Annotated in this window: 25 protein-coding genes; 19 read left to right on the top strand and 6 right to left on the bottom strand. The window is 67.2% G+C overall.

Features of this window, described 5'->3' with window-relative positions; translation table 11 throughout:
• The first annotated feature begins 20 nt into the window (after positions 1-20).
• The 5 genes from AC6JAM_RS08435 to AC6JAM_RS08415 all read left to right on the top strand — a co-directional run bounded on the left by AC6JAM_RS08435 (position 21) and on the right by AC6JAM_RS08415 (position 4,800).
• Positions 21-878, top strand: coding sequence for an ABC transporter substrate-binding protein (locus tag AC6JAM_RS08435; RefSeq protein WP_018770383.1), 858 nt, complete (start codon positions 21-23; stop codon positions 876-878).
• Between the two features lie 109 nt (positions 879-987).
• Positions 988-1,776, top strand: coding sequence for an amino acid ABC transporter permease (locus AC6JAM_RS08430; protein WP_018770382.1), 789 nt, complete (start codon positions 988-990; stop codon positions 1,774-1,776).
• Positions 1,773-2,555: an amino acid ABC transporter ATP-binding protein gene (locus AC6JAM_RS08425; protein ID WP_018770381.1), complete on the top strand. Its 783-nt coding sequence runs from the start codon at positions 1,773-1,775 to the stop codon at positions 2,553-2,555. Before AC6JAM_RS08430 ends, AC6JAM_RS08425 begins: the two co-directional genes overlap by 4 nt.
• Entirely contained in the window at positions 2,555-3,598 is a 1,044-nt protein-coding gene (locus tag AC6JAM_RS08420) for a Gfo/Idh/MocA family protein (protein ID WP_497934474.1), read from the top strand. Before AC6JAM_RS08425 ends, AC6JAM_RS08420 begins: the two co-directional genes overlap by 1 nt.
• A gap of 80 nt (positions 3,599-3,678) precedes the next feature.
• Entirely contained in the window at positions 3,679-4,800 is a 1,122-nt protein-coding gene (locus AC6JAM_RS08415; protein WP_018770379.1) for an NAD(P)/FAD-dependent oxidoreductase, read from the top strand.
• 84 nt (positions 4,801-4,884) lie between these two features.
• Here AC6JAM_RS08415 and AC6JAM_RS08410 read toward each other — a convergent pair whose 3' ends face one another.
• Positions 4,885-6,384, bottom strand: coding sequence for a SulP family inorganic anion transporter (locus tag AC6JAM_RS08410; RefSeq protein ID WP_056389664.1), 1,500 nt, complete (start codon positions 6,382-6,384; stop codon positions 4,885-4,887).
• Positions 6,385-6,721: 337 nt separating this feature from the next.
• Between AC6JAM_RS08410 and mptB the strand changes: the two genes are divergently transcribed.
• Complete coding sequence (gene mptB / locus AC6JAM_RS08405) at positions 6,722-8,341, top strand: polyprenol phosphomannose-dependent alpha 1,6 mannosyltransferase MptB (protein ID WP_144601407.1); 1,620 nt, start codon at positions 6,722-6,724, stop codon at positions 8,339-8,341.
• Here the strand turns inward: mptB and AC6JAM_RS08400 are convergent.
• Together AC6JAM_RS08400 and AC6JAM_RS08395 are read right to left on the bottom strand one after the other, a co-directional pair.
• Entirely contained in the window at positions 8,338-9,594 is a 1,257-nt protein-coding gene (locus tag AC6JAM_RS08400; protein WP_497934473.1) for a glycosyltransferase 87 family protein, read from the bottom strand. The genes mptB and AC6JAM_RS08400 overlap by 4 nt on opposite strands.
• Positions 9,595-9,622: 28 nt before the next feature.
• On the bottom strand, positions 9,623-10,891 hold the full coding sequence (locus tag AC6JAM_RS08395; RefSeq protein ID WP_495635666.1) for a glycosyltransferase 87 family protein: 1,269 nt from the start codon (positions 10,889-10,891) through the stop codon (positions 9,623-9,625).
• 384 nt (positions 10,892-11,275) lie between these two features.
• Here AC6JAM_RS08395 and AC6JAM_RS08390 point away from each other — a divergent pair, with 384 nt between their 5' ends.
• A complete protein-coding gene (locus AC6JAM_RS08390; RefSeq protein WP_018770374.1) occupies positions 11,276-11,479 on the top strand; it encodes a hypothetical protein in 204 nt (67 codons plus the stop codon).
• An 87-nt stretch (positions 11,480-11,566) separates the two neighbouring features.
• On the opposite strand, the gene AC6JAM_RS08385 is transcribed toward AC6JAM_RS08390, so the two are convergent.
• Positions 11,567-12,625: a TerC family protein gene (locus tag AC6JAM_RS08385; protein ID WP_497934471.1), complete on the bottom strand. Its 1,059-nt coding sequence runs from the start codon at positions 12,623-12,625 to the stop codon at positions 11,567-11,569.
• Positions 12,626-12,829: 204 nt separating this feature from the next.
• On the opposite strand from AC6JAM_RS08385, the gene AC6JAM_RS08380 reads away from it, so the two are divergent.
• The 4 genes from AC6JAM_RS08380 (at position 12,830) to AC6JAM_RS08365 (ending at position 17,260) form a co-directional block, all read left to right on the top strand.
• Entirely contained in the window at positions 12,830-13,702 is an 873-nt protein-coding gene (locus AC6JAM_RS08380; protein ID WP_497934470.1) for an NAD(P)-dependent oxidoreductase, read from the top strand.
• A 207-nt stretch (positions 13,703-13,909) separates the two neighbouring features.
• On the top strand, positions 13,910-15,286 hold the full coding sequence (locus tag AC6JAM_RS08375) for an MFS transporter (protein WP_056389566.1): 1,377 nt from the start codon (positions 13,910-13,912) through the stop codon (positions 15,284-15,286).
• Positions 15,287-15,425: 139 nt separating this feature from the next.
• Positions 15,426-16,091 (top strand): GntR family transcriptional regulator, encoded by a 666-nt coding sequence (locus tag AC6JAM_RS08370; RefSeq protein ID WP_056389564.1) that lies wholly within the window; start codon positions 15,426-15,428, stop codon positions 16,089-16,091.
• Complete coding sequence (locus AC6JAM_RS08365) at positions 16,088-17,260, top strand: MFS transporter (protein ID WP_497934469.1); 1,173 nt, start codon at positions 16,088-16,090, stop codon at positions 17,258-17,260. The genes AC6JAM_RS08370 and AC6JAM_RS08365 overlap by 4 nt, the downstream gene beginning before the upstream one ends.
• 157 nt (positions 17,261-17,417) lie before the next feature.
• On the opposite strand, the gene AC6JAM_RS08360 is transcribed toward AC6JAM_RS08365, so the two are convergent.
• Positions 17,418-18,215 carry an IclR family transcriptional regulator gene (locus tag AC6JAM_RS08360; RefSeq protein WP_488316008.1) on the bottom strand — a complete coding sequence of 266 codons (798 nt, stop codon included), beginning with the start codon at positions 18,213-18,215 and terminating at the stop codon, positions 17,418-17,420.
• Between the two features lie 120 nt (positions 18,216-18,335).
• Here AC6JAM_RS08360 and AC6JAM_RS08355 point away from each other — a divergent pair, with 120 nt between their 5' ends.
• The 8 genes from AC6JAM_RS08355 to AC6JAM_RS08320 all read left to right on the top strand — a co-directional run bounded on the left by AC6JAM_RS08355 (position 18,336) and on the right by AC6JAM_RS08320 (position 25,563).
• Entirely contained in the window at positions 18,336-18,839 is a 504-nt protein-coding gene (locus tag AC6JAM_RS08355) for a tripartite tricarboxylate transporter TctB family protein (RefSeq protein WP_018770366.1), read from the top strand.
• A 2-nt stretch (positions 18,840-18,841) separates the two neighbouring features.
• Positions 18,842-20,344: a tripartite tricarboxylate transporter permease gene (locus AC6JAM_RS08350; protein ID WP_018770365.1), complete on the top strand. Its 1,503-nt coding sequence runs from the start codon at positions 18,842-18,844 to the stop codon at positions 20,342-20,344.
• A 75-nt stretch (positions 20,345-20,419) separates the two neighbouring features.
• Positions 20,420-21,427 (top strand): tripartite tricarboxylate transporter substrate binding protein, encoded by a 1,008-nt coding sequence (locus AC6JAM_RS08345; protein WP_018770364.1) that lies wholly within the window; start codon positions 20,420-20,422, stop codon positions 21,425-21,427.
• Between the two features lie 30 nt (positions 21,428-21,457).
• Positions 21,458-22,087 (top strand): RraA family protein, encoded by a 630-nt coding sequence (locus AC6JAM_RS08340; protein WP_497934468.1) that lies wholly within the window; start codon positions 21,458-21,460, stop codon positions 22,085-22,087.
• A gap of 35 nt (positions 22,088-22,122) precedes the next feature.
• Positions 22,123-22,902, top strand: coding sequence for an NAD(P)-dependent oxidoreductase (locus AC6JAM_RS08335; RefSeq protein ID WP_268002267.1), 780 nt, complete (start codon positions 22,123-22,125; stop codon positions 22,900-22,902).
• Positions 22,903-22,980: 78 nt separating this feature from the next.
• Positions 22,981-24,318, top strand: a complete 1,338-nt coding sequence (locus AC6JAM_RS08330) for a TRAP transporter large permease subunit (protein WP_223993224.1) — start codon at positions 22,981-22,983, stop codon at positions 24,316-24,318.
• Positions 24,319-24,328: 10 nt separating this feature from the next.
• Positions 24,329-24,583, top strand: coding sequence for a hypothetical protein (locus AC6JAM_RS08325; protein ID WP_224084184.1), 255 nt, complete (start codon positions 24,329-24,331; stop codon positions 24,581-24,583).
• On the top strand, positions 24,580-25,563 hold the full coding sequence (locus tag AC6JAM_RS08320) for a cyclase family protein (protein WP_268002268.1): 984 nt from the start codon (positions 24,580-24,582) through the stop codon (positions 25,561-25,563). Before AC6JAM_RS08325 ends, AC6JAM_RS08320 begins: the two co-directional genes overlap by 4 nt.
• A 30-nt stretch (positions 25,564-25,593) precedes the next feature.
• On the opposite strand, the gene AC6JAM_RS08315 is transcribed toward AC6JAM_RS08320, so the two are convergent.
• Positions 25,594-26,166, bottom strand: coding sequence for an MOSC domain-containing protein (locus tag AC6JAM_RS08315; protein WP_478222605.1), 573 nt, complete (start codon positions 26,164-26,166; stop codon positions 25,594-25,596).
• Positions 26,167-26,186 lie beyond the last annotated feature (20 nt).

Here is a 26,186-nt window from a genome sequence, read left to right as displayed (position 1 = left end):
ACCAACGATTGGACAACGCTGTGAAGAAAAAGAATCTCCGACCTGCCGGATTTGCCGCGGCAGCCCTGGCCGCGGTCCTGGCGCTCTCCGGCTGCAGCTCCACCTCCGCCGCCTCCACCACAGAGAACAACCCCTACGGATTGATCCAGCCAGGCACCATCCGGGTGGCAAGCCTGGGTGACTCAAAGCCGTACACCTTCGCCGATGCCTCCGGAAACTTCACCGGCTTCGACGTGGAACTCTTCAAGGACGTGGCCCACCGGGCCGGTGTGGACAACGTGGTCTTCACCGGGCAGGACTTCTCGGGGCTCCTTGCCGCAGTGGCAAACGGACAGTTCGACGCCGGCGTCGCAGCCATCGGCATCACCGACAAGCGCAAGGAAACCGTGGACTTCTCGGACGGTTACCTGGCCGGCTACCTCACGGTCATCACCACCAAGACCTCCGGCATCACCAGCGCGGACGGGCTGGCCGGCAAACGCCTGGGCGTGGTCCAGGGAACCCTGCAGGAAGCCTATGCGGTGAAGAACTTCACCTCGGCCAGCCTGGTCCGCTTCCCTGACAACAACACCGCGATCGCCGCCGTGAACAGCGGAACGGTGGACGCGCATTTCCTGGATTACGAGGCCGCCAAGGCCTACGAGGAGCAGCACGGCCTGGTCAGCGCCGCGGACATCCCGTCCTTCGACGCCCCGGCCGGGTTCGCAGTGGCCAAGGGCAAGACGGCCTTCAAGGAAGCCCTGAACAAGGGCCTGGCCGCAGCCATGGAGGACGGCACCTGGAAGAAGCTCTACCAGAAGTGGTTCCCGGGCTCACCGATGCCCGAGCAGTACCTGCCCAAGGCCGAGCAGACCGCATCACCCTCGCCAAGCAAGTAGCCCCCAAGCATTATTTGCCGGGCTGTCAGGCCTTAGGGCCACCTGGCCGGGCGGGCCGCCGTACGCGGCCTGCCCGGCACCTCCCCTTCATCTACGTCTGAGAGCAATCATGGACTGGCTCAACACCATCATCCGTACCTTCTTCGACTTCGGCGCTATGGCCGAGGTCCTGCCCCAACTCCTGGCGGTCGGCCTGCTGAACACGCTGATCATTTCCATTGCCGCCACCGTCCTTGGCACGGTGCTGGGAATGGTGGTGGCCGTCATGGGCATCTCACCATCCAAGTGGCTGCGGGTCCCGGCCAGGATCTACACGGACCTTTTCCGTGGCCTGCCCGCCATCCTCACCATCCTGCTGATCGGCCAGGGCTTTGCCCGCCTGAGCCAGTCGATCTTCGGCCCGTCACCCTACCCGCTGGGCATCATCGCGCTGAGCCTGATCGCCAGCGCCTACATCGGGGAGATCTTCCGCGCCGGGATCCTCAGCGTGGACAAGGGCCAGGGCGAGGCCTGCCGTGCCCTGGGCATGAGCTACGCCAAATCCATGGCCCTGGTGGTGGTACCCCAGGGCGTCCGCCGGGTCCTCCCGGCCCTGGTGAACCAGTTCATCGCCATCGTCAAGGACTCCTCCCTGGTGTACTTCCTGGGCCTGCTGGTCACCGAACGCGAACTCTTCCGCGTGGGCCAGGACGCCGCCGTGCTGTCCGGGAACCTTTCACCCCTGGTGGCCGCCGGACTCCTCTACCTGGTGATTACCGTCCCGCTGACGCACCTGGTGAACCACTTCGACAACAAGTTCCGCACCGGCCGCCGCCGCGCCGCACCACCCACCAGCGGCCTGAAGGAAGTCAAGGAACTCGACGCGGCCTCGCCGCTCACAGCCGGGAGCAACACATGAACACCCCCACCCCCACCACCATGAATGCGGCCACCTCGGAGGAACAGTCGTTCCGCGGCTCAAGCCTGGAACTGCGCAACCTCACCATGGCCTACGGCGACATCGAGGTACTGCGCAACGTCAGCCTCACCGTGGCGCCGGGCACCACCACCTGCATCATTGGCCCCTCAGGATCCGGAAAATCCACCCTGCTGCGCGGCGTCAACCGGCTGCACGAACCCAAGAGCGGGAACGTCCTGCTCGCTGGCGACAGCACCCTGACCGTCAACCCGGACACACTCCGCACCCGCATCGGCATGGTGTTCCAGCATTTCAACCTCTTCCCGGACCACACCGCCGAGGAAAACGTGGCCCTGGCCCTCTGGAGCGTCAAAGGCATGCCCAAGGCCCAGGCCATGGAACGCGCCCGCCAACGGCTCGCCGAGGTTGGCCTCGCCGAACGCGCCGACCACCGCCCCCGTGACCTCTCCGGCGGCCAGCAGCAACGCGTCGCCATCGCACGCGCCCTGGCCATGGAACCCGAAGTGATGCTCTTCGACGAGGCCACCAGCGCCCTGGACCCCGAACTGGTCAAGGGCGTCCTGAACCTCATGGCCGGCCTGGGCCGCCGGGGCATGACCATGCTCGTCGTCACCCACGAAATGGGCTTCGCCCGGAAAGTGGCAGACCAGGTGGTCTTCATGGATGAAGGCGAAGTAGTGGAGGCCGGGACACCCGCCCAACTCTTCGACAATCCCCGCAGCGAACGCCTCCAGCGCTTCCTTTCCGAGGTGCTCTGATGGGTGCGGTTGCAGCGGCACCCATCCGGACCGCCGTCGTCGGTTTTGGAATCTCCGGCAAGGTCTTCCACGCGCCCCTGGTGGCGGCCAACCCGGACTTCTCGCTGGACGTCATCGTCACTGCCCAGCCGGAACGTGCGGCGGAGGCGGCACGCCTGTATCCGCAGGCACGGATTGCCGGCACCCCGGAGGAGCTGTTCACCCTGGCCGCGGACCTGGACCTGGTCATCCTGGGCACCCCGCCGCACACGCACTACGGGCTGGCCGCGACAGCCATCGCCCACGGCCTGCATGTGGTGGTGGACAAGCCTTTCGTCCCCACGTCCGCCTTGGGCGGGGAGCTGATCAGCAGGGCGGCCGACGGCGGGGTGCAGCTAACGGTGTTCCAGAACCGCCGGTGGGATGCAGACTTCCTCACCCTGCAGAAGGTGCTGGCGTCCGGAGACCTTGGCGGGGTCACCAGCTTCGAATCGCGGTTCGAATGGTGGCGGCCCGAAGGCTTCGGAAACTGGCGGGACACCGTGTCCCTGTCCGAGGGCGGCGGCATCCTGCACGACCTCGGCGCGCACCTGATCGACCAGGCCATCCACCTTTTCGGCCCGGTGGAACGGAGCTACGGCGAGACGGCCAACCGCGGTCCGCATCCGGACGCAGCGGATACGGAAGCGTTCGTGTCGTTGCTGCACGCCTCCGGCGTCCGCACGCGGCTCTGGATGAACGGCATGGCCGCCCAGGCCGGGCCGCGGTTCCACATCCTCGGTTCCCGCGCCGGCTACACCAAGTGGGGCCTGGACGGACAGGAACCTGCCCTCGCTGCCGGGACGCCGCCGTCGGACCCCGCCTATGGTGTGGAACCCCAGGAGCGTTGGGGGCTCCTGGGGGTGGACGGGGCAACGGCGGCCGTCCCCGCCGAACGCGGCGCCTACCCGCAGTTCTACGTCCAGCTGGCCGCCGCCCTGCACGGGAACGGGCCGCTGCCGGTGGATCCCGCCGAACCGCTTGAGGTGCTGAAGGTGATCGAGGGCATCCACGCCCTGGCCTGACGCCACACCCAATTTCCCCTGCTTTCCCTGACGCGTCGTCAGCGTCTTCCGCAACCACGAATTCCACAGAAAGGGACACCATGTCCTCTCTTCCAGCCACCAAGCGCGTTGCCGTCATCGGCGGCGGCATCCTCGGCGTCTCCACCGCGGTCCACCTGCTCCGCGAAGGAGCCTCCGTGATCCTGCTGACCGAACGCGGCCTCGCCAGCGAAGCCAGCGGCCGCTCGCTGTCCTGGCTCAACTCCGCCGGCGAACGGTCCACCCCGTACCACCAGCTGCGGGTGGCCGGCGTGGACCGCTACCGCACCCTCTTCGCCTCGGACCCCAGCCGCGACTGGCTGCAGTTTGGCGGCGGCCTGATGTGGAACGCCGCGGGGCAGGGCGAGGCCACCGCGGCCCGGCACGCCTACGAAAAGTCCATCGGCTACGACTCCCGGCTTCTCGCCCCCAGCGGTATCGCAGCCACCACCCCCGGCATCGATGCGGACGCCGTGCCGGAGAATGCCATCTTCAATCCCGGCGAGGGCTGGGTGAGCCTGCCGGACCTGATCGACTTCCTCATGGAGGAGTTCCACGCCCGCGGCGGCGAACTGGTCCTGAACGCGGGAAAAGCCTCCGTCATGGTGGAAGGCGGCCGCACCTCCGGCGTGGAGACAGCGTCGGGCGGGACATACCCGGCCGACGCCGTGCTGGTGGCCTGCGGCGCGGCGACGCCCGCCGTCGTCCAACCCCTGGGAGTGCACATCCCCAACGGCTCTCCCGTGTCCATGCTGGTGGTGACCAAGCAGGTGCAGCACGACGTGGCCGCGGTGATGAACACCCCGCGCGCAGCCTTGCGGCCCAACCCGGGCGGGACGTTTGCCCTGGACCACGACTGGTACGAGGAACACATTACCGAGCACGCGGACGGCTCCTTCAGCATCCCCGATGAGGTGGTCCAGGAACTGGCCGATGAGGCATCGAAGCTTGTTGCCGGCAATCCGGAACTCAAGCCCGCCTCCTGGAAGATGGGCTATAAGCCCATTCCCGGGGACGGCGAACCCGTCCTGGGCGAACTGGGCCAGGTGCCCGGCTGCTTCGTTGCCTTCACGCATTCCGGCGCCACGCTGGGACTCATTGCCGGTGAGCTCCTGGCCGGGGAAATCCTGACCGGCAGGAAGCACCCCATGCTGGCCACCTTCCGGCCGGGACGCTTCTCCTAAGCCGGGCTGCAAAGGGGCGGGGCCGGGCGGATTGCGGCTCCGCCCTTTTGCCTGTGCCGTCCGGGCTGGATGCCGTCCGGCGTGTCAGGCGCCCAAATGACCGGTGAGCCGGCGGTGGAATCCGGTGCTGCGCTCATCGAGGCCTTCGATCCTCACCGTGGCCCCGTGGTCCGCGTATTTCGTTTCAATGGAGTCGAGGGCGGCCACCGTCGAGGCGTCCCAGATCTGTGCACGGCTGAGGTCGATGGACACCAGGCCCGGATCGTCCGCGTAGGCGAAGTGTTCCACCAGGTCGTTGCTGCTCCCGAAAAACAGCGGGCCCACCACCTGGTAGCGGACACTCTCCCCGTCGCCGGCCAGGGTCCTCTCAACAGTGATCACATGCGCCACCCGGCGGGCGAACAGGACCATGGCCAGGATGACGCCGACGAGGACGCCGTAGGCCAGGTTCCCCGTCAGCACCACGACGGCGACAGTAACAGCCATGACCAGTGTCTCCGGTATGGGCATCCGCTTCAGGGTGGACGGTTTGACGCTGTGCCAGTCCACCGTGGTGACGGCAACCACCATCATGACCGCCGCGAGGGCCACCATGGGAATCTGCCCCATGATCGAGCTGAGCCCGGTCACCAGGGCCAGCAGGAACAGTCCGGCCACGAACGTCGAAATGCGGGTGCGGGCCTGGCCGGTCTTCACATTGAGGACGGTCTGCCCGATCATGGCGCAGCCGGCAATGCCGCCGTAGAAACCGGCGAGGATGTTCGATACGCCCAGCCCCCAGGACTCGCGTCCCTTATGGGACGGGGTGCCGGTGATGTCATCGACGAGTTTCGCTGTGAGGAGGGTTTCCATGAGGCCGACGAACGCCACGCTCAGTGCCGTGGGCAGGACCAGCTGGAAGGTGGCAAGGTCAAGCGGGAAAAGGAACGGGGTGATCCCCGGCAGCTTGCCCGTAAGGGGACCTTCGTCCGCGACGCTCGGAACGGCCACGCCGGCGATGATGACGATTGCCGTGACGGCCACGATGGCAACCAGCGGCGACGGAACCACCTTGGTGAAGCGCGGAAGGACGAAAATGATCGCGAACGTCAGGGCGAACAGGACGTAGGCGGGCCAGGGGACATTGAGGACATGGGGCACCTGCGCCATGAAGATCAGCACGCCCAGGGCGTTGACGAATCCGATCATCACCGATCTGGGGATGAACCGCATCAGCCGGGCAAGGCCGGCCAGGCCAAAGACCACCTGGATCACGCCGGCGAGCAGCACGGCGGGCAGGACGTACTGGACACCGTGCTGGTGCACCAGCGGGGCGATCACCAGGGCGACGGAACCGGCTGCGGCGGTAACGACGCCGGGCCGGCCGCCAAGGACCGACATCGCCAGGGCCAGCACGATGGAGGCGACCAGGCTCACCATGGGATCCACCCCGGCCACGATCGAGAAGGATATGACCTCGGGGACCAGGGCCAGGGTGGTGACCATGCCGGCCAGGACCTCGCGGGAGAGCTGCCGCGGGGAGCGCACGGCGGTCAGGACAGTGGTCGGTTGCCGGACGGGGCGGGGGCGGGCGGTGACGGCCAAGGAGCGGCTCCAGGGGACATGGCTCTCCTGGGAGAGCGGGTGTGCAACGTTTCTGCGCGCCACGGTGCGCACGGGTCCAGCCCGGCCATGGAAGACAATGGGGTGGGAAGGGAATGCGCCGGTGGCTTTCGGCTGCATAGGCAACACTACCCGCCAGGGTTTATGGAGGGGCAGCCAACCGCGATACGCAGTTCCGCAGCCGTTGCCAAACTGTGGCGCTTCCGCCCGGCCCGGCCCCGGGCGGAAGTAAGCTCGGCTGATAAAATGGCCGGGTTGCAGGGCGGCCATTTGAAGCTGGGGCGAGCAGTGCCGTAACAAGTCAGGGGACCACACAAACATGACGGCAGGCGGGTCACACCTCAGGATGTCGGAGAGCCGGCCGGGCACACCGGCCGGGGTTTCCGTGCCCGCCAAAGGCCGTGCCTACCTGGCAACCCTCGAAGGCTTTGTCGGCGCCCTCATGATGTTCGTCGGTTCCATCGGAACGGGCTGGATCGCCAACGGGTCGCCCATGATCCGGCAACCGGTGGTGATCGCACTCCGTACCGAAGGCTGGGGCGTGGCGGTATCCACCGTGCTGCTGACGGCCGGTGCCATGCTCCTGATGCGCTCCTGGCTTCGCCTGGGCCAGAGGCTGGGGGACTGGGGACAATCCTCCCTGCGGTCCGTGGTGGTGGCCATATCCGCCTGGTCCCTGCCGCTCTTGTTCTGCGTTCCGGTCTTCTCCAGGGACGTCTACGCCTATACGGGGCAGGGCCGCCTGGTCCAGGAAGGCCAGAACCCGTATGAGGTGGGCATTTCCACCCTCAACAACTGGTTCTCCCTGGGGGCCGACCCCGCCTGGGCGGAAAACCGGACCCCGTACGGGCCGTACTTCCTGTGGCTGGCGCGCGCGGTGGTGGGACTGACAGGAGCCCAGCCTGACGCGTCCGTCCTGCTGTTCCGCCTCCTGGCCGGCGTCGGCGTGCTGCTCTGCGTCATCTACGTGCCCAGGCTCGCCGAACTGCACGGGATCAACGGTGCCCGCGCGCTCTGGATCTCCGTGGCCAACCCGTTGTTCCTCATCAGCTTCGTCGCCAGTGCCCACAATGACGCCCTGATGGTGGGGCTCGCCGTCGCCGGCGTCTACCTGGCCGCCACCCGCCGCTACCTCCTGGGCGTCCTCCTGGTCACCGCCTCCATCGGCATCAAGCCCATCACCGTCCTGCTGCTGCCGTTCATCGGTGTGATGTGGGCGGGGCCCGCTGCCTCCTGGCCGCGCAAATTCCTGATGTGGGGTGCCACGGCGGGCATCAGCTTCGGCGTGCTGGCCCTGAGCGGCATCCCCTACAACCTCGGCATTGGCTGGACGTGGGCCATCATGGACCCCACCCCCGGCTACACGGGCTACTCGCCGTCGGGCTTCCTGGGCCAGCAGGTGGAGATGCTGGCCAACGCCCTGGGACTGCCCGGCGGAACGCTGGCCACCTGGCTGCGGACCGCCATGAAGTGGGCGGCGATCGCACTGGTCCTGCTGCTGATGTTCCGCGGCGACTACTCGCGGGCGGTGCGGCGGATGGCGCTGGCGTTCACCGCCGTCGTGATGCTCTCACCCATCATCCAGCCCTGGTACATCCTCTGGTTCCTGCCGTTCCTGGCGGTCACGGGAATCCGGGACGACTGGCAGATCCGCTCGCTGTACGTGGGCGTGACGTTCTTTGTGGTGTTCGGCGCCCAGGACCAGCTTTCGGTCTGGTCCTTCGTGGAACTGCCCATCGACGCCTCGTCCCTGGCCTTCTTTACGGCCCTGGCCTTCACCTTCTACCTGCTGGTCCTGGACGTCCATACCCGCAAGCTGCTCATCGAGGGCAAGCCGCTGGACGTTGCCCGGCGGGCCTGGCGGTGGGTGGCGGAGCGCCGGGCCGCGCGCCAGGCTGAGGCCCGTGCCGCCGTCGACCGGTCGTCCGGGGGCAGCTAGGCTCCGGCCGGCACCTGGGCTGACAGTTTCCGGCCCAACTCCGCGGTGCGCTTCACCGACCACCACAGCAGGACCACCAGGAGCACGTTGCGGGTGGTCAGGATGGCTGCCATGACGGGGTGCGCATGGATGAGCGGGGTGTAGAACAGCGGGTAGATCACGAACGTTGTCATGGCAATGCCCATCAGCAGGGCGGCCGGGACCTTCCAGCGCTCCCAGTCATGCGCCAGGCCGGCGATGATCACCGGTGCCAGCCAGATGATGAACTGCGGCGAGCCCACCTTGTTGAACACGATGAAGGCGGTAACCATCATGAGCGCGCCTTCGAGGAACAGTTCCTCGCGTTCGGCGCCGCGCCGCAGGGCGCGGACCAGAAGAATGGCCGCGGTGACGGCCGCAAGGACCAGCAGCGGCTGCATCAGGAATGCGGCGGTGCCGGCACCGGGGCCGTAGACCTCGGTGGAATTGATGGCGGTGTTGTCGGCCATCCGTGAACCGGCGATGTGGAAAACGCTCAGCCACACCCAGGGCGTGGAGAAGGTGGCCTCAAGCTGCATTCCGCGCTCGCCCTGGTTCAGGAGGAAGTCCATGATGTGCGGCAGCCCGCCGGTCAGCCACGTGCCCAGGCCCACCACCGCGGTGACGGCGGCGCCGGCGAGGACCACCTGGATCCGCTTGTGGCTGGCGATGACGATCGGGACCAGCACGGCTGCGGGCCAGACCTTGATCCAGGTGGCGATGCTGAGCAGGACGCCGGCCACGATGGGCCGTTCAGCGGCATAGAGCAGGGCGATCAGCACGATCGGCGCCGTGATGCCCTCCACCCTGGCGAAGCTCAGGTAGCCCATGAACACCGTGAAGAACAACCACCACCAGGCGGGGGCAATGCCCGTGACCTTCCGCGGGCCACGGGTGAGGTAGACCAGGCCGACGGCGTTGAGCGCCGTGATGATCAGGAACCACACCAGCAGGTAGAGGCCTGGGCCGGCGATGTTGGCCAGGAAGATGGGGATCTGAGCCAGCACCGGGTAGACCCAGGGGCTGATCTTCCCGGTGAGGTCCGCCGGGTTGTAGCCGTCCAGGGCCCACTGCCGGTACTGCTCGGTGTCGCTGAACGTATCGCCGTTCAGGAAAAAGGATGCCATCCAGCCCAGGAAGTACAGATGGACGACGGCGAAGCCCCACCAGACGCTGGATGGGCGGGCGAACCAGTCCACCACTTTTGCCGGGAGCAGTCTGGTGCGGACGGTCACCAGGCGGTCAAAGAACCTCGTGGAAATGTCAGGTCTCCTTGAGCGCGGGGGCGGGGGCTGCGGTCTTCTTGCCCAGCGTGTAGAGGCGCCGGACGCTCCACAGGAACAGGACCACCAGCAGGACGTTGCGGATTGTCAGTACCAGGGCCATCCAGGGGTTGTTGTGGCTCAGGGCGTCGTAGAAGAGCGGGTAGATGAAGTAGGTTGCCACGGCGATGGCGATCAGCATTGCCGCCGGAACCCGCCATTCACGCCAGCTGTGCGCCAGGCCCACCGCGACGGCGGGGCCGAGCCACACCATGAACTGCGGCGAACCCACCTTGTTGAAAACCACGAACGCGGTGGCCAGGGTCAGGGCCCCGGCCAGGAGCAGCTCGGTGCGGTCCACGCCGCCGGCCACCTTGTGCTGCTTTCCGTTGTGGAGCGCCCAGAAGGTCAGCCCGGCCACCAGGAGTGCCGCCAGCACCAGGAGGGGCTGCATCAGCACGGACATGGTGGCGGTGCCCGGGCCGTCCACCTGCATGGAGTTGATGTCCGTGTTCATGTACATGCGCGAGCCGCCGACGTTCAGGACGGAGAGCCAAAGCCAGGGGGTGGTGAAGGTGGCCTCGAGCTGCATGCCGCGGTCGCCCTGCTGGGTGAGGAAGTTCAGGAGCTTGGGGACGCTGCCCAGGGCTGCTGCCAGCGCCACGACGCCCGCCGTCGTCGCGATTCCTGCCAGCACCACCAGCAGGCGGTTCTTTACGACGGCGAAAAGGGCCAGCATGATGGCCGCCGGCCAGACCTTCACCCAGGTGCCGACGGCCAGCAGGACCGAGGCGACGAACGGGCGCTGGACGCCGTAGGCCAGGGCCACAAGGACCAGCGGGGCGGTGAGGCCGTCCACACGGGCGAAGCCCAGCCAGCCCATCAGGAAGGTGAAGGCCAGCCACCACCAGCCGGCGGGGATGGCGCTGGCGTTGCGGCCCCGCCCGGTGAGCTTGAGCAGGGCCCAGGCGTTCAGGAGCGTGGTCATGAGGACCCAGATGAAGAAGAACGGTCCCGGTCCCGCCAGGCCTGCGATGGCCATGGGGATGAGCGCCAGGATGGGGTACACCCACGGGCTGGGGCCGCCCCGGAGGTTCGCGTCGTTGAATCCCGCCATGGCCCAGTCACGGTAGATGAAGGTGTCGCTGAACGCCTCGCCGCGAAGGGAGAGGGAAGCGGCGAAGACCAGGAAGACAAGGTGCACCACGATGAATCCCGCCAGCAGGCCGCCCCCGGTGTTCAACCGGCTCCGCACCGGGGTGGGGAGCATGACGTTGCGGATCCTGGTGAGATGGCCGAAGAGAGCGTCGGTGGAAATGGCGGATCCTTGTCAGGTCGTGGCACACGTGTGGTGTCGTGCTGGTGGCTTGGTTCTGCCGCAGGGCTGGGTCAGGGGCAGCGGAGCCGTTCGGAAACAGCTTCCACTCCTGTCCAACTCTAATTCACGGTGCTTTAGCGCCCGTAATTGCTGAGGCAGGCTCGAGCCGTCACGCCTTGACCTGCGGCGACTTATTACTTGATTTTTCAAGTTGCTGGTGATCCATCCCTCGGGCATTATGAGCTGGGCACAAAGGTTCCCAAACTTCGCCTGCAGCCTTGGGGAGCGCAGGTGTTGGATATCACCCCCTACCCCCAACACACAAAGGCTAGACCCATGAACTTCCCGCTGACCCTCACCGTGTCCGACCGCCAGAGCATGGACCGCGAGCTCGACGCCGCCGTCGCTGCCGCCAAGGCCCACGCCCTGGACGGCAAGAGCCACGGCATCCTCGTTACCCGGCACGGCGCGAACAAGTTCACCGTTGCCCTCAGCGACGCGGTTCCCTTCGGCCTTACCCGCGAACACCAGGCCTGGTAGGTCCTGGCCTGGCGTTGGCGCCACAGGATCTTGACGCCAACGCCTGGTGCCGGCCGGGCTGTCCTTTTCTGCTGACGCTCGGATTTTTTACCTGACGGACTCTTCGGCCGCCGGCGGCACCTTCCCGCGGGAGCGTGCCCGCCGGCTGTGCCACAGCGGTTCCAGGGCGTCGAGCTCCTCCGGGGTGGCGTTCCGGAAGGGCGGGTCCGCGGGAAGGTGCGGTTCCTGCCGGCCCGTGCGCCGGGTGGCGATGAGGCTCGCGCCGACGGAAATGCCCAAAATGGCGGTGATGACGGCGAGGGAGACCGGCGTCGGAATGTAGTAGACGTCGATCTTGAGCGCCATCTTGATGCCCACCCAGATCAGCACCAGGGCCAGGCCCGTCTTCAGGTATACGAAGCGGTGGATGAGGTCCGCCAGCAGGAAGTACATGGCGCGCAGGCCGAGGATCGCGAACGCGTTGGCCGTGAACACCAGGAAGACCTCGTCCGTGACCGCGAAGATGGCCGGGATGGAGTCGACGGCGAAGATGATGTCCGTGACTTCAACCAGCACCAGGACCGCCAGCAGGGGACTGGCAAGCAGTGCACCGCCCTTCCGGATGAGGAAGCGCTGGCCATGGAAGGCGTCCGTCATGGGCACGTGCCGGCGGAACAGCTTCAATGCCCGCGACTTCCCGGGGTCGATGTGCTCGTCACGCTGCCTGAGCATCCGGTAGCCGGTGAAGAGCAGGAATGCCGCGAACAGGTAGAGGACCCACCCGGCGCTGGCGATGATCGCCGAGCCCGCGGCGATGAACAGGCCGCGAAACACCAGCGCCCCCAGGACACCGAAGAAGAGCACGCGGTGCTGGTACTCGCGGGGAACGGCGAAGAACGTAAAGATGATCGCCCAGACAAAGACGTTGTCCACGGCGAGCGACTTCTCGATGAGGTATCCGGCGAAGTACTGCTGGCCGAACTCCGCGCCGTACAGGAACCACACCAGTGCGCCGAATGCAACGCCGAACAGCACCCAGATCCCGGACCAGGCTGCGGCCTCGCGGACGCTGATGACATGGGCGTGGCGGTGGGCCACGAGGTCGACGACAAGCATGAGGAGGATGAATCCGATGACGGCGAACCACATCCAGAGGGGAACGTTCATGGGGCACCTGCTTCCAGTCAGTGACAACCAACTGGAGGTCTCTCCCGGCCGTCATGCGGCCCGCCCACCGGAAGGCTCAGGGGCCTCCGTACTGACGATGGACTGTGAAGTGGGGATACTCCCCTCCGTATGAATAATTTACAGAATCCTGGAGACGTTGGGTAGGTATGGAGAACACCAAACCTGGACCGGAAGGCGGATTCGATGGATACGAAACCCAAGGTGGCTGTGCTGGGGACGGGAATCATGGGAGCGGCCATGGCGCGCAACCTCCTGCGCGCCGGCCATGAGGTCTCGGTGTGGAACCGGGACGCGGCCAAAGCGGAACCGCTGGCCGCGGACGGTGCCCGGCATGCCGCTGCCCCCGCCGAAGCTGTCGAGGCAGCCGACGTGGTCCTGACCATGCTCCACGACGTTGCCGCGGTGGAGCAGGTCATCCGGAGTGCCGCACCCGGCGTCCGGCCGGGCACAACGTGGGTCCAGTCCACAACGGTTGGGGTGCAGGACGCGGCCGCTTTGGCCGCACTGGCCGGCGAACTTGGCCTGGACCTGGTGGAGGCGCCCGTTTCCGGAACGCGCGCCCCCGCAGAAGCCGGCCAGCTTCTGGTCCTCGCCGCCGCTCCCGAAGCAATGCGCCAACGCGTGGGGCCGGTCCTCGATGCCATTGGCGCCCGCACCATCTGGACAGGCGACGACCCGTCCAAGGGTTCCGCGGCCCGCCTCAAGCTGGTGGTCAACAGCTGGGTCATCGCGGCGTCCAACGCCGCCGGCGAAGTGGTTGCCCTTGCCCAGGCGCTGGGCGTCGATCCGCAGCAGTTCCTCGACGTGCTCGACGGCGGCCCGCTTGACCTGCCCTATCTCCGCCTGAAGATGGACCTCATCCTCAACGACCAGCTGGAGCCTGCCTCCTTCGCCGTGGACACCGCGCGCAAGGATGCCCACCTCATTGTGGATGCCGCCGTCGAGCATGGCCTGACCCTTGACGGCGCCGTTGCCTCCACAGCCCGGCTGGACCGGGTGGCCGGCCAGGGCCGCCGCAGGCAGGATATGGCAGCGGCCTACTACGCCAGCCGGTAGCAGGACCCCGCTCATCCTGGCGCGGACCGTCCGGGATAGCGCTTGCCCATTGACGTAACCGGCATCACCTCCTATATTGGATGAATCGATTCAAAGAGCTGCCACTCCAGTCCATGACGGACTGCGGCGGCGCAGACACCACCACGAACATCGGCTGAATTCCAGCGGTTCCGGTTCCTTGCCAATGAAGACGAAGGACATAAGCACATGAGCACCACCCCAACCCGCGTGGCCCTCCCCAGCCAGGGTGCCGGCACCGGTTCGCGGGACCCCAGAAAAGCGGCGATGAGCGGCTGGATCGGAAGCGCCCTGGAGTACTACGACTTCGCGCTGTACTCGCTGGCCGCGACCCTGATCTTCCCCACCATCTTCTTTCCCTCGGAAAACCCCACAGTCGGCATTATCGCCTCCCTGGCAACGTATGCCGTGGGCTATGTCTCCCGTCCGGTAGGCGCGGTTGTCCTGGGGGCCTACGGTGACCGGCACGGCCGCAAGAAGGTACTCGTCTTCGCGATGCTGCTCATGGGCTTTGCCACCTTCGCCGTCGGGCTCCTGCCCACCTATGGGCAGGTGGGCCTCCTGGCGCCCGCCCTCCTGGTGCTCCTTCGCCTGATCCAGGGCTTTGCGGTGGCCGGCGAGCTCGGCGGCGCCAGCGCGATGATCGTTGAACACTCTCCCGATGCCCGGCGAGGATTCTTTGCCAGCTTCAGCCTCCAGGGCACCCAGGTGGGCTCGATCCTGGCCACCGCCGTCCTGCTCCCGCTCGCGGCAGTCCTCCCCGCCGACCAGTTCGGCACCTGGGGCTGGCGCATCCCCTTCCTGCTCAGCGCCGTCGTGATCCTGGCCGGCTACTTCATCCGCCGCCGGGTCCAGGAACCGCCCGCCTACGCAGCACAGTCCGGCAAGCCCGAAACCAAGCGCTTCCCGCTCGTCGAACTCCTGCGAACGCGGCCGGGCGTCCTGGTCCGCTGCATCGCGATGACCTTCACCAACGTGATCGGCATGGCCACCCTGATCTTCGGCGTATCCTTTGCCACCCAAAAGGGCTACGGCAACGGCTTCTCCAGCAGTGAGTTCCTGTGGGTGACACTCGTGGCCAACATTGCCGCCGTCATGACCATCCCGCTGTTCGGTGCGCTGTCCGACAGGATTGGCCGGCGGACGCTCATGGCTGCCGGCGGGGTGGCGGGCGGCCTCCTGGTGGGCGGATACCTGTGGGCCATTGAACAGGGGAGCCTGCCGCTGGTCTTCGTCTGCGTTGTGATCGTGCAGGGCATCTTCTTCCAGATGTGGAATGCCACCTTCGCCACGTTCTTCCAGGAGCAGTTCCCCATGCGGATCCGCGTGACCGGGTTCGCCGTTTCGCAGAACATCGGGCTCATGATTGCATCGTTCTTCCCCAGCATCTTCACGGCGATTGCCCCTCCGGGCTCCACCAACGTTCCGTTCACCATCGGACTGGCCACGCTGGGCATCTGCCTCATCTCCGCAGTGGCCACCCTGATGTCCCCGGACACCAAGGGCAAGTCACTCGAGGACCTCGAGGTGCAGAAGGTGGCACCTGCCGGTACCGCCGGCAAGTAGTCCAGCCGCAGTGCATCCGGCCAGGGGCGCGCCACCGGGACAGGGGGAGGGGGCAGCGGATGCTGCCCCCCCTTGTGTTTTCGGGACTTGGGGCTACTTGTATAGATGTATACAAGTATGATGGCCGGGGAGGTACACCATGGCCGAATCACCTGCCCGGAACACCGGGGCACACGTTGTCTACGCCGAGCTGAAACGGCGGATCCTGAGCCTTGAGCTCAAGCCGGGGGAGCGCATCTACGAGCCGGCAATGGCCTCGGCCCTGCAGGTGAGCCGCACGCCGCTCCGGGAGGCCATCCGGCGGCTCATTTCGGAGAGCCTGCTGGAACAGCAGCCCACCGGAGGCGTGCTGGTGCCCGCGCTGGACGAGGCAGCCATTTCGGAACTCTACGAGGTCCGCGCAGCCATGGAGTCCCTCATGGCGCGCAATGCCTGCATGAAGGCAACGCCGGCTGACATCGAGGCCCTCGAAGGCATTCTTGAACGCAACGCGGCCATGGTGGCGTTCGCCGACGACGCGATGCAGCAGGGCATGGCACTGCACGCAAAGATCGCGGGCATTGCCGGGAACTCCTGGGCCCGCCGCTTCCACAACCAGATTTCAAGCCACATGGAACGGTACCGCCACTTCACCAACAGCACCCAGGAACGGCGCGACCAGGCCCTGGCCCAGCACCGCACCCTGGTGGCTGCCCTGGCCGGCGGCGACCCGGAGAAGGCAGCCAAGGTGGCGTTCGACCATGTCATGGGCGCCCGCGACGCCGCCGTCCAGGCCATGTCCGGCACCAGCGTCCCCGGCTCATGATCGGCGAGCTGGGCCGCCGCTCGGCCACTGCCCTCCTGGTCCACTCGGCGCTGATCCAGGCCGTCACCTTCCTGGTCCGGCCGGCGGCCACCTACCGCGCATTGGAGCTGGACGTTCCGGACTTAGCCCTGGGCATGCTGGCTGCCAGTTATGCGGTGTTTCCGCTGCTGCTTGCCGTCCCCACGGGCACCCTGGTGGACCGCCTGGGTGAGCGGCGGCTCATGGCGATCGGGGCCGCCGTCGTCCTTTCCTGCTCTGCCTTCCTGCTGCTGTGGGGCTCGTCGATCGTGGCGCTGGTGGCGGGAACCGCGCTGCTTGGTGCCGGTCAACTGGCCTGCGTGGTGGGGCAGCAGGCCGTGGTGGCCAATAATGCTGCCTCGTCCCGGATGGACTCCGCGTTCGGCTACCTGACGTTCGCCGCCTCCCTGGGGCAGGCCCTCGGACCGCTGGCGATTGCGCTGGTGGGCGGCGCCTCGGTCCGGCCCGACACCCAGGCGATCTTCCTGCTCTCGGTGGTCTTGAGCCTGGTGCTGTTCGCTGCCACGTTCGCCGTATCGGCGCACGTCAGCGGCGGCAGGAAGAAGGGAGCGTCCGCTGGCAGCAGCGCCAGTGGCGTCTCACTGCTGAGGGCTCCCGGCGTGGCCCGGGCGCTGGCCACCAGCGCCACCGTCCTCGCCGTGGTGGACCTGACCGTGGTTTACCTGCCCGCGCTCGGCGCCGACCGCGGACTCACAGTGGCAACAGTGGGTGCCATGCTGACGGTGCGCGCCGTGTTCTCCATGGTCTCCCGTCTCATGCTGGGCCGGGTGTCCCGGCGGATCGGCCGCATGAGGTTGCTGGTGGTGAGCCTGGCCCTGTCCACGTTTGCGCTGGCTGCGCTGGCAATCCCCATGCCCCTGTGGCTGCTGTTTGCCGTCATGGCATTGCTCGGGCTGGGGCTCGGCATCGGCCAGCCGCTGACCATGTCCTGGCTGTCGGCCCAGGCGCCGGCCGGGCAGCGGGGCAGGGCGCTGGCGCGGAGGCTCGCCGGCAACCGGGTGGGGCAGGTGGTCCTTCCGAGCGCCATCGGCGGCGTGGCGGCCGGGCTGGGGGCGGGTGGAGTCTTCCTTGCCTCGGCGGTTGTGGTGGGCGGGACGCTCCTGCTGCTCCGGGGCGTGCAGCTCGACTGACTGCGGATGCCCTCGCGTCACGCCGGGCATGCTTCGGAGGAATGGACGACGGCGGGACCACGTGTTTCCGGGGCCACGGCCACCTCAGGTGGGCCGAAAGCGCGCCGTGCGTGACGCCGTCGTGTGCTTTCCCTGCCGGCCGTTTCCCCGGGTGCCGTCAGTAGACGGAGCCCTCAAGCAGTTCCGCCAACCTGGCTGCCGCCCGCTTCAGCTCCGGAACGCCCACCTTCAGCGTGTCCTCGGAGGCGGCCTCCACGGGGCTGGTCAGCGAAATTGATTCCGTCGGCTGTCCTGACCTCCTGGGCAGGGCTACAGCCACCGACAACACTCCTGAAGCGCGCTCGTCGGCTGAATAGGCGTAGTCGGCATCCGCCGCGGGCAGCCGCGACTGCAGCTCCCCGAGCGTGAAGGCCTTGCCTTCATGGCCCGCTCCGATGGCGGCCTCCACGGCCTCCTGCAGTTCCTCCGCAGAGGCCGTTGCCAGCAGGATCTTTCCGGCCGCACCGGATGTCAGGGGCAGCCGCTTGCCCAGCGGGAGGTCATAGCGAAGCGGGGCCTCTCCATCCACCCGGGCCACCAGGATCCGTTCATAACCCAGGCGCGTGTAGAGGGAGGCGGTGAGGCCGGTCTGCGTCGCCAGCTGCTGGAGGACGGGCCGGGAAGAGACCACCAGGGGATCGTTCTCCAGGTAGCTCCTGGCGGCCGGGAGGACGGCAGGGCCGATCCGGTAGGACTTGTCAGTCTGGCTCACCATCCCGAAATCCTGCAGGACCCGAAGGATCCTCAGTGTGGTGGGCAGGCTCATGCCGCAGTTCCGCGCAAGATCGCTGAGCCGCTGCGGGCGTTCCGCCCGCTGCAGTTCCGCGAAGACCTCCAAGGCCCGGGAAAGGGAGCGCATGTTCGAGGACTTGGGGCTGTCCTCCGTCGGGCTGCCTGAAGTGGAAGTCATCGCCATCATTTCATTCTATGTAAGTTTCTTGCGCTTGACAGCCAAGGTGTCTGCTGTCACTATTTCTCAGTACGCAATATAGTTTCATTCTGTGAAACGCAATGACGCGCAGTGAAAAGGAAATCCATGACAACGGAGTCAGTCACGACGAAACCCGGAAGTCCCGTACGGGTGGCCCGCAGCGTGCTGGTAGGAATCGGTGCGTTCGCCGCCGTCGGCGTCTATGTCCTGGCCAGCTCGATCGGCCTGGGACTCTGGACCTCCCTGGGCCCAGGCCCGGGCCTGTTCCCCTTCGCCATGGGCGCAGTCCTCGCCGCCATGGCCGTCCTCTGGCTGTTCCAGGAACTCCGCAACCCCAGCGAAACCGCAGCCGGCGTTGACCGGGGCCTGGTGATCGCCGTCGTTGCCAGCCTGGTAATCCTTGCGGCCGTCATGGACCTGCTTGGCTTCCAGCTGAGCATGTTCCTGTTCCTGCTGTACCACCTGAAACTTCGCGGGCGCAGGACCTGGAAGTCCTCGCTGATCATCGCGGTGGCCGGAAGCTTCGGAGCGTTCTATGCCTTCAACTACGGCCTGAACGTCGCGCTGCCGGTGTCCGCCCTTCCCTTCCTTAACGCGATCGGACTCTAGACGTGGATACCCTCAACGAACTGGTCAACGGCTTCGCGGCCGCCATGACCTGGCAGAACCTGCTGTTCGCCTTCCTAGGCTGCCTCCTGGGCACCATCATCGGCGTGCTGCCCGGCATCGGGCCCGTGGCAGGCGTCGCCCTGCTGATCCCGCTCACGCTGAACATGGACGCCACCGGGGCGATCATCATGCTGTGTGCCATCTTCTACGGCACCGCCTACGGGGGAACCATCACCAGCGTGCTGCTCAACACCCCCGGCGAAGCAGCATCAGCCATCACCACCATCGACGGCTACGCCATGACCAAGATGGGCAAGGCCGGCGCCGCGCTGACCATCGCCGCCGTCGGATCCTTCGTTGGCGGAACCATCGCCACCCTCGGCCTGGTGGCGGCAGCCAAGCCGCTGGGAGAACTGGGCCTGCTGGTCGGCCCGCCGGAATTCTTCGCCCTGATGGTGGTGGGCATCTCGCTCCTGGTGGCCCTGGCCGGGAAATCCATGGTCAAGGCCGTCATCTCCGGCGCCCTGGGCCTGCTGATCTCCATGGTGGGCATCGACCCCGTGGCCGGTGCTCCACGCTTCACCTTCGGCATGGACCGGCTCCTGGACGGCGTCAGCTTCGTGGCCGTCATCGTCGGAGTCTTCGGCCTCTCGGAACTCCTGTCCTACCGCAAGGGCGACCAGCCCGCGGCGGTGCACGCCCCCAACCTGCGCTCGCTGCTGCCCACCGCCACGGAGTGGCGGCGCAGCGCCCCGGCGATGGCCCGCGGCACCGGCATCGGCTTCGGCCTGGGGCTCATCCCCGGCATGACCGGGTCTGTGTCCTCGCTGCTGTCCTACGGGGCGGAAAAGAAGTTCTCCCGGCACCGCCACGAACTGGGCAGGGGTGCCATCGAAGGCGTGGCCGGACCCGAAACGGCCAACAATGCCCACGCCAACGCGGCCCTGATTCCGCTGTTCACGCTCGGCATCCCGGCCTCGCCCACCATCGCCGTGCTGATGGGCGCCTTCCTGCAGCAGGGCCTCACACCGGGACCCACCCTCTTCACCGAGAACTCCGAGATCGCCTGGGCCATCATCGCCAGCCTCTTCATCGGCAACCTGATCCTGCTCCTGCTCAACGTCCCGCTCGTGGGGCTCTGGACCTCCATCCTCCGTGTCCCGTCAACAATCCTGACGGCCCTGATCCTGCTCTTCATGGTCATCGGCGCCTACACCATCAACTTCAGCGTCTTCGATGTCTTCGTGATGATCGGCTTCGGGCTCCTGGGCCTCGCCCTCCGCCACCTGGACATCCCGCTGGCGCCCATGGTGCTGACCCTGGTCCTCGGTCCCCTGATGGAGCGGTCCCTCCGTGAGTCGCTGGAGATCTCCCAGGGCGACTTCGGCATCTTCACCAGCCGTCCCATTTCCGCGGTCCTGATCGGCATCGGCCTGCTGATTGTCATCAGCCCGCTGCTCAAGCTCCGCAAGCCCAAGGCTCTTACCGAAGACCCCGAAACCTAAACCCCACCCGCACACCTGAACCCGCACACCTGAACCCGCACACCTGAACCCGCACCCCTTCAAAGGAGAAGACCTATGAAAACCCGCCTCCGCCTCACCGCCGCCCTTGCCGCGGCCTCCCTGATCGGCCTCACCGGCTGCGGCGCCAATACCGGCGCCACCAACAACAATGCCGCCAGCGACTTCCCGAAAAAGGGCAAGTCCATCGACCTCGTGGTCGCGTTCGGTTCCGGCGGTGCCGTGGACACAGCCGCGCGGCTCATCCAGCCCGTTCTCGAGAAGGAACTCGGAACCAACGTCGAGGTCATCAACAAGCCCGGCGCCGGCGGCCAGATCGGCTACACCCAGCTCACCAGCGCCAAGCCGGACGGCTACACCATCGGCGCCACCGGCTCGCCTTCCGTGGTCGTCTCGCCCCTGGACCCGTCCCGCGGCGCCAAGTACACCCGGGACAGCTTCCAGCCCCTGGGCCGCCAGGTCATCGATCCCACAGTCATCGCCGTCCAGCCGGACAGCCCGTACCAGACGCTGAAGGACCTCCTGGAAGCGGTCAAGGCCAAGCCCAAGTCCATGACCGCCAGCACCACCGGGCTTCAGACCGGCGAGCACTTTGCCCTGGCCCAGATCCAGCAGGCCACGGGTTCCGAGTTCGCCCCGGTCCACTTCTCCGAAGGCGCGTCGCAGGCAACCACCGCGTTCCTCGGAAAGCACGTGGACGTGCTGGTGGCGAACGTCAGCGACGTGAACGACCTCACCAAGCAGGGCAAAGCGCGGGTGCTGGGCGTCATGTCCGCGGAACGCGCACCCTCCCTGCCGGAGATCCCCACCTTCAAGGAATCCGGCTATGACCTGACGGCGGGAACCGCCCGCGGCTACTCGGCCCCGGCCGGCCTGCCCGCGGATGTGGCCAAGAAGCTCGAGGCCGCCATCCAGAAGGCCATCGAGGACCCCACCGTGGTGCAGAAGATGAAGGACCTGGGCCTGCAGACCAGCTACCTCAACGGCGCCGACTACAAGACGTTCTGGGCCGGCCAGGAAGAGGACTTCAAGGAAGTCCTCCCGCTGGTCCAGAAAAAAGACTGACCCCCACTGCCCGGAACGGAAAGATCCATCATGACAACTCCTGCCATTGACGCCATTGGCGCTGACTTCGCACGTCCCAGCAGCGACATCGTGGAAAGGCTCGGCAAGCTTCCCGCGGCCAATATCGGCGACGCCATGGACCGGCTTGGGGTGGCGGACTCCGCCATCCAGGCGGTCTGGCCGGGCGCAAAGCTCGCCGGCCCGGCGTTTACGGTGTGGACCCGCCCCGGAGACAACAAGGGCATCCACGCCGCCCTGCAGCAGGCCCGTCCCGGAGACGTCATTGTGGTGGCAGGGGGCGGCGATGAATCCCGCGCCCTGCTGGGCGAACTGATCGGGGAGCGCGCCATCAACCTTGGTGTCGCGGGATTCGCGCTGGACGGAGCAGCCCGCGACGCCGGGGCGCTGGCAGAGATTGGCATGCCCGTCTTTGCGAGGGCTACTTCGCCGGCCGGCCCCTACAAGGACGGTCCCTTCCGGCTGGGAACCGCCCTCGCGTTCGGCGGCGTCCCCGTCCTGCCCGGCGACGTCATCGTCGGCGACTCGGACGGCGTGGTGGTCATCCCCCGGGAACAGGCTGCCGCCGTCGCCGACGCCGCCGAAGCGGTCTTCGCGGACGAAACCAGCCGCCGCCAGGCCATCGTCGCCGCCCGCAACTGAACCTTCACCAAAGCCAAGAAAGAACAGAGCAAACCATGACAGCGTGCACCGTCATCGGCCTCGGCGAAGCCGGAGCCACCTACGCCGCGGCCCTGACCGCCGCCGGCCACACGGTTACCGGCTTCGATCCGGTGGCCCCCAGTACGCCGCAGGGAGTAACCCGGGCAGCAACAGCCGCCGAAGCATGCACCGGTGCAGGCATCGTCCTGGTGATGACCGGCGCTGCCGCGGCCCGCAGCGTGGCACAGGAGTGCCTTCCGGTCCTTGCCAGCGGCAGCGTCTACGCCGACTTCACGTCGTCCTCACCGGCTACCATGCAGGAACTGGGGCAGCTTCCCGGCAAGGCCGCCTTTGCCGATGTCGCCATCCTGGGACCGGTCGCGGCGTTGGGCGAGAAGACACCCCTGATGGTGAGTGGCCCCGGCGCCCAGGCCGTGGCCGACCTGCTGCGGCCGCTGGGAGTTGATGTTGAAATCACCGACGGCGGCCCGGGGGCGGCGATGGCGCACAAACTGCTGCGCAGCGTCCTGATGAAGGGCCTGGCATCTGTGGTGGTGGAAGCCGTGACGGCCGGCCGGGCGGCCGGCCTCGAGGAGTGGATCCGCGCCCAGATCGCCGGTCAGCTGGCCGGCGACGGGCAGGCCGTGATCGACCGGTTCCTGACGGGCACCGCCAAGCACGCCGTGCGCCGCTCCAAGGAGATGCAGGACACCGCAAGCTACCTCTCGGACCTGGGTGTCCCCGCCGAGATGACCAACGCCTCCGCCGCCGCGCTGGCCCGTATGGCGCAGACCTCGGAGCCGGCCTTGCGCTGACCGCGCAGTCAGGCACAATCAGGAACGGGTAATACACGTGACCATAACAACCGGCATCTTGCCGTCAGGAGCAGCATCATGATCGGCATTTGGGCACTCGGCGCCTACCTTGCCGTCATCCTGCTCTGGACCACGGCCTTCAAGCGGAGCGTGGGCGAAGCCATGATCCTTGGCTTCCTGGCCGTCCTTCCCTTCACCGGTGCCGCAGCAGCGGCAATCGGCTGGGACGCCCTGTACTCTGCCATCACCGACGAGATCGTGTACGCCACCATGGCGTTCGTCTTCATGGGCTACCTGCTGGACAAGGCCGGCGTGCTGGACCGGCTGATCGACCTGCTGAACTCCCTGATCGGCGGGGTCAAGGGCGGGCCGGCCTGGGTCTCCACGGTGGCCTCCGCAGGCCTCGGCGGCGTGGTCCACAACCAGGCGGCCATCGCCGCCACGGTGGGCTCGGTGACCATTCCCTGGATGGAGAAGTCCAGGCTGGACAAACCGTCAGCAGCCACGCTGGTGGCGGGGAACGCCGGCATGGGCATCACATTCCCGTTCAGCGCCTCGATGTTCGTCCTGGTCGGTTCCGCCACCGTGGGACCGCTGCTGGACATCAACGCACTGGTCCTGCCCCTGCTGTTCGGCGGACTGTGGTGCTTCCTGCACCGGCTGGTGGTCACTTGGCTGCTGGTCCGCAAGAGCGGGATGACCCCGCTGGACGCCGCGCACCGCCTGTCCGTCCGCTCGGCGTTCGGCCGCGGCTGGGCCACCCTGCTGCTGTTCGTCGTGGTGGCCGTCCCGCTGGTCATCACCACCGGCGCCATCGCCAAGAGCCTGTCGGAGTGGACGGGCGGGGACGTTACCAAGTCGGTCAGCGTCATCGTCTGGATTCCGGTGGTCCTCATCATCACCGGTCTCCTGCTGGGCAGGAAAACGCTGCCCCGCGACGGGCGCGGCTGGTGGGCGCTGCTCCGGGAATCCGCTCCGCGCTTTGGAATCGTGGGCGTCACCGTGGTGTTCGCCTTCGCCGGCGCCAACGCCCTGGCTGCCACCGGCCTGCCCAAGCAGATGACCTCGCTCCTGAACGGGATGAACCTGCCGCTGTGGCTGCTGGCCATCCTCATCGGCCTGATCGTCATCGCGGTGGCGGCCCCGCTGTCCGCCACCGCCACCATGGCCGCCGTGGGGACGGTGGGAGTGGCCACCCTGGTGGCCGCCGGGGTTCCGGCCACCACCGCGGCCGTGGCCGTGCTGGTGTTCTCGTCCTGCGAAGCGGCGGTCCCGCCCGGCGGCGCCCCGCTGTACGTGGCCTGCGGCATCGCTGACGTGGACCCGCTCAAGACCTTTGCCCGCCTGCTGACCCATTACGCCCTGCCGCTGCTGGGCATCGGCGTCCTGATCATCCTCGGCATCCTGCCAATCTAGGAAACATTCCATGAACACCATCCGAAGGGCCATCGAAGTCCTCTTCGTCCTGACGCTCGCCGCACTCCTGGGCGGGGGCATCCTGTTCGTCCTCGGCCAGGCCATTGGCCTGGTTGCGGGGCAGGCCCAGTGGCTCACCCTGCTCAATGACGCCATCAAGACACCCATCTGCATTGCTGCATCCGTCTGCGCCGTTGCCGGGTTCCTGCTCAGCTACAAGCGCCGCCAGCCCCAGGAGCAGCACCAGAAGGCCGGTGCACGGTGAATGCCGCTGAAGGAATATATCCGGATTTTGAAGGTCTGCTGCAAAGGGAGGGCCGCCTGGCCGGCACCTCCTGGGGCCTCTTTCCGCACCAGAGCCGCGGGACGCCGTCGTTCATTACACCCCAAGGTGTGCTGGATGCCCGGCAGTGCATCCGCACCGGAACGGTGTTCGGCCTGGACTACCCGGCTGACGCCTTCGATCCCGGGATGTCCCTCAAGCGCGGCGCCCCGCGGCACACCATCTACTCCTCGCACCCGGCGCACCGGGACGACTACCTGGACGGGTACTACCTTCAGGGGTCAACCCAGATTGACGGGCTCAGGCACCGCCGGGCCGATGATGTCGGTTTCTACAACGGCACCCCGGATGACCGGATCACCGAGGGCACCCCGGACCTCGGCATCCAGGAATGGGCGGAAAACCCGATTACCGGCAGGGGCGTGCTGGTGGACCTCGAGGGTCACCGGGACGAAGCAGGGGAGCCCATCGACCACGCGGGCGGGGAACCACTCACCCTGGACCTGGTGGAGTCCGCCTTGAAGGCCCGGTCCCTCAGCACCCAGCCCGGGGATATCCTCATGCTCCATACAGGCTGGTGCGAATGGTTTCTGGGTCTGTCCGCGGAGGACAAGCAGCGCATCCGCCAAAGCCGGAAGGCCTCAGGCATGGCGCAGTCCCGGGAGTTTGCCGCCTGGGCGTGGGATAACCGCTTTGCCGTCCTCGCCGCCGACAACTTCGCCCTCGAGTGCCTGCCCGCGGTCCCGGACAGCCCCTACCGGCATTCGGCCGCCAACGACAACGGCATGATGCACCAGCAGCTCCTGGCCAAACTCGGCCTGCCACTCGGGGAACTATGGAAGCTGGGACCGCTCGCCCGGCATATGCGCAGCACCGGCAGATGGGACGCCTTCATCACCATTAAGCCGCTGAACATCACCGGGGGCACGGGCTCCCCAGCCAACGCCACCGCCATCACGTGACGTGAGGAAGGGGAGCCGTCGGACGCCCTCCTAGGGAAGCCGTGACGGCCGCAGCAGGCTCGCCCGGCCCGCCTGGGCCGGGTCCAGCGGCACCGGGCTGACCAGCACGGCCGGGCCCCGGTGCAGCAATCCGCTGGACAGGGCACGGCAGCGGATGCCGCCGCGGCCCCGCATGGCCGGGTGCGCCCCCGGTGCCAGCATCCCGTTCATCCACGCGCACGGTTGGGCGTGCCGGCCGCCATGGAACGAAACAGCCGAGCCGCCGGACTCCAGCGCAAAGTCCTGCCCCAGCAGGGGGGCCAGCTGAGCGCCGCGGAGCACCACGTTCCGCCGGGTCAGAAGGGGATTGAACGGCCCGGCGCCAAGCTCCGCGGCGATGGCCTCAAGGGATTCGACGGCGAACAGGGTCACCGCGGCGTCCATGTGGGCGGCCTTCCCGAAGAACCTGTCGCCCACGATGCCCTTGCCGGCCACCACCTCTGCCGTCTGCGCATCAGTGGTGGGAACGTCCGCCGCGCCGTCCCGGGCGCGTCCGAAATAGGCGTGCGCGGGCGAGACCAGCAGGTGCAGGATCTCGACGTCATAGCAGTAGGTTTCGGGCATAGGCCCAGCGTAGGCCAGCG

It is taken from the genome of Arthrobacter sp. GmRoot5-12 (genome assembly GCF_059739365.1).
This window is presented reverse-complemented; position numbering and strand designations above follow the sequence as displayed.

What these genes read in the sequence shown, in the direction of transcription:
- AC6JAM_RS08430 (WP_018770382.1), top strand. Translation starts at nt 988, where the DNA reads ATGGACTGGCTCAACACCATCATCCGTACCTTCTTCGACTTCGGCGCT.
- AC6JAM_RS08425 (WP_018770381.1), top strand. Translation starts at nt 1,773, where the DNA reads ATGAACACCCCCACCCCCACCACCATGAATGCGGCCACCTCGGAGGAA.
- AC6JAM_RS08420 (WP_497934474.1), top strand. Translation starts at nt 2,555, where the DNA reads ATGGGTGCGGTTGCAGCGGCACCCATCCGGACCGCCGTCGTCGGTTTT.
- AC6JAM_RS08415 (WP_018770379.1), top strand. Translation starts at nt 3,679, where the DNA reads ATGTCCTCTCTTCCAGCCACCAAGCGCGTTGCCGTCATCGGCGGCGGC.
- mptB (WP_144601407.1), top strand. Translation starts at nt 6,722, where the DNA reads ATGACGGCAGGCGGGTCACACCTCAGGATGTCGGAGAGCCGGCCGGGC.
- AC6JAM_RS08395 (WP_495635666.1), bottom strand. Translation starts at nt 10,891, where the DNA reads ATGCTCCCCACCCCGGTGCGGAGCCGGTTGAACACCGGGGGCGGCCTG.
- AC6JAM_RS08390 (WP_018770374.1), top strand. Translation starts at nt 11,276, where the DNA reads ATGAACTTCCCGCTGACCCTCACCGTGTCCGACCGCCAGAGCATGGAC.
- AC6JAM_RS08385 (WP_497934471.1), bottom strand. Translation starts at nt 12,625, where the DNA reads ATGAACGTTCCCCTCTGGATGTGGTTCGCCGTCATCGGATTCATCCTC.
- AC6JAM_RS08380 (WP_497934470.1), top strand. Translation starts at nt 12,830, where the DNA reads ATGGATACGAAACCCAAGGTGGCTGTGCTGGGGACGGGAATCATGGGA.
- AC6JAM_RS08375 (WP_056389566.1), top strand. Translation starts at nt 13,910, where the DNA reads ATGAGCACCACCCCAACCCGCGTGGCCCTCCCCAGCCAGGGTGCCGGC.
- AC6JAM_RS08370 (WP_056389564.1), top strand. Translation starts at nt 15,426, where the DNA reads ATGGCCGAATCACCTGCCCGGAACACCGGGGCACACGTTGTCTACGCC.
- AC6JAM_RS08365 (WP_497934469.1), top strand. Translation starts at nt 16,088, where the DNA reads ATGATCGGCGAGCTGGGCCGCCGCTCGGCCACTGCCCTCCTGGTCCAC.
- AC6JAM_RS08360 (WP_488316008.1), bottom strand. Translation starts at nt 18,215, where the DNA reads ATGGCGATGACTTCCACTTCAGGCAGCCCGACGGAGGACAGCCCCAAG.
- AC6JAM_RS08355 (WP_018770366.1), top strand. Translation starts at nt 18,336, where the DNA reads ATGACAACGGAGTCAGTCACGACGAAACCCGGAAGTCCCGTACGGGTG.
- AC6JAM_RS08345 (WP_018770364.1), top strand. Translation starts at nt 20,420, where the DNA reads ATGAAAACCCGCCTCCGCCTCACCGCCGCCCTTGCCGCGGCCTCCCTG.
- AC6JAM_RS08340 (WP_497934468.1), top strand. Translation starts at nt 21,458, where the DNA reads ATGACAACTCCTGCCATTGACGCCATTGGCGCTGACTTCGCACGTCCC.
- AC6JAM_RS08335 (WP_268002267.1), top strand. Translation starts at nt 22,123, where the DNA reads ATGACAGCGTGCACCGTCATCGGCCTCGGCGAAGCCGGAGCCACCTAC.
- AC6JAM_RS08330 (WP_223993224.1), top strand. Translation starts at nt 22,981, where the DNA reads ATGATCGGCATTTGGGCACTCGGCGCCTACCTTGCCGTCATCCTGCTC.
- AC6JAM_RS08325 (WP_224084184.1), top strand. Translation starts at nt 24,329, where the DNA reads ATGAACACCATCCGAAGGGCCATCGAAGTCCTCTTCGTCCTGACGCTC.
- AC6JAM_RS08315 (WP_478222605.1), bottom strand. Translation starts at nt 26,166, where the DNA reads ATGCCCGAAACCTACTGCTATGACGTCGAGATCCTGCACCTGCTGGTC.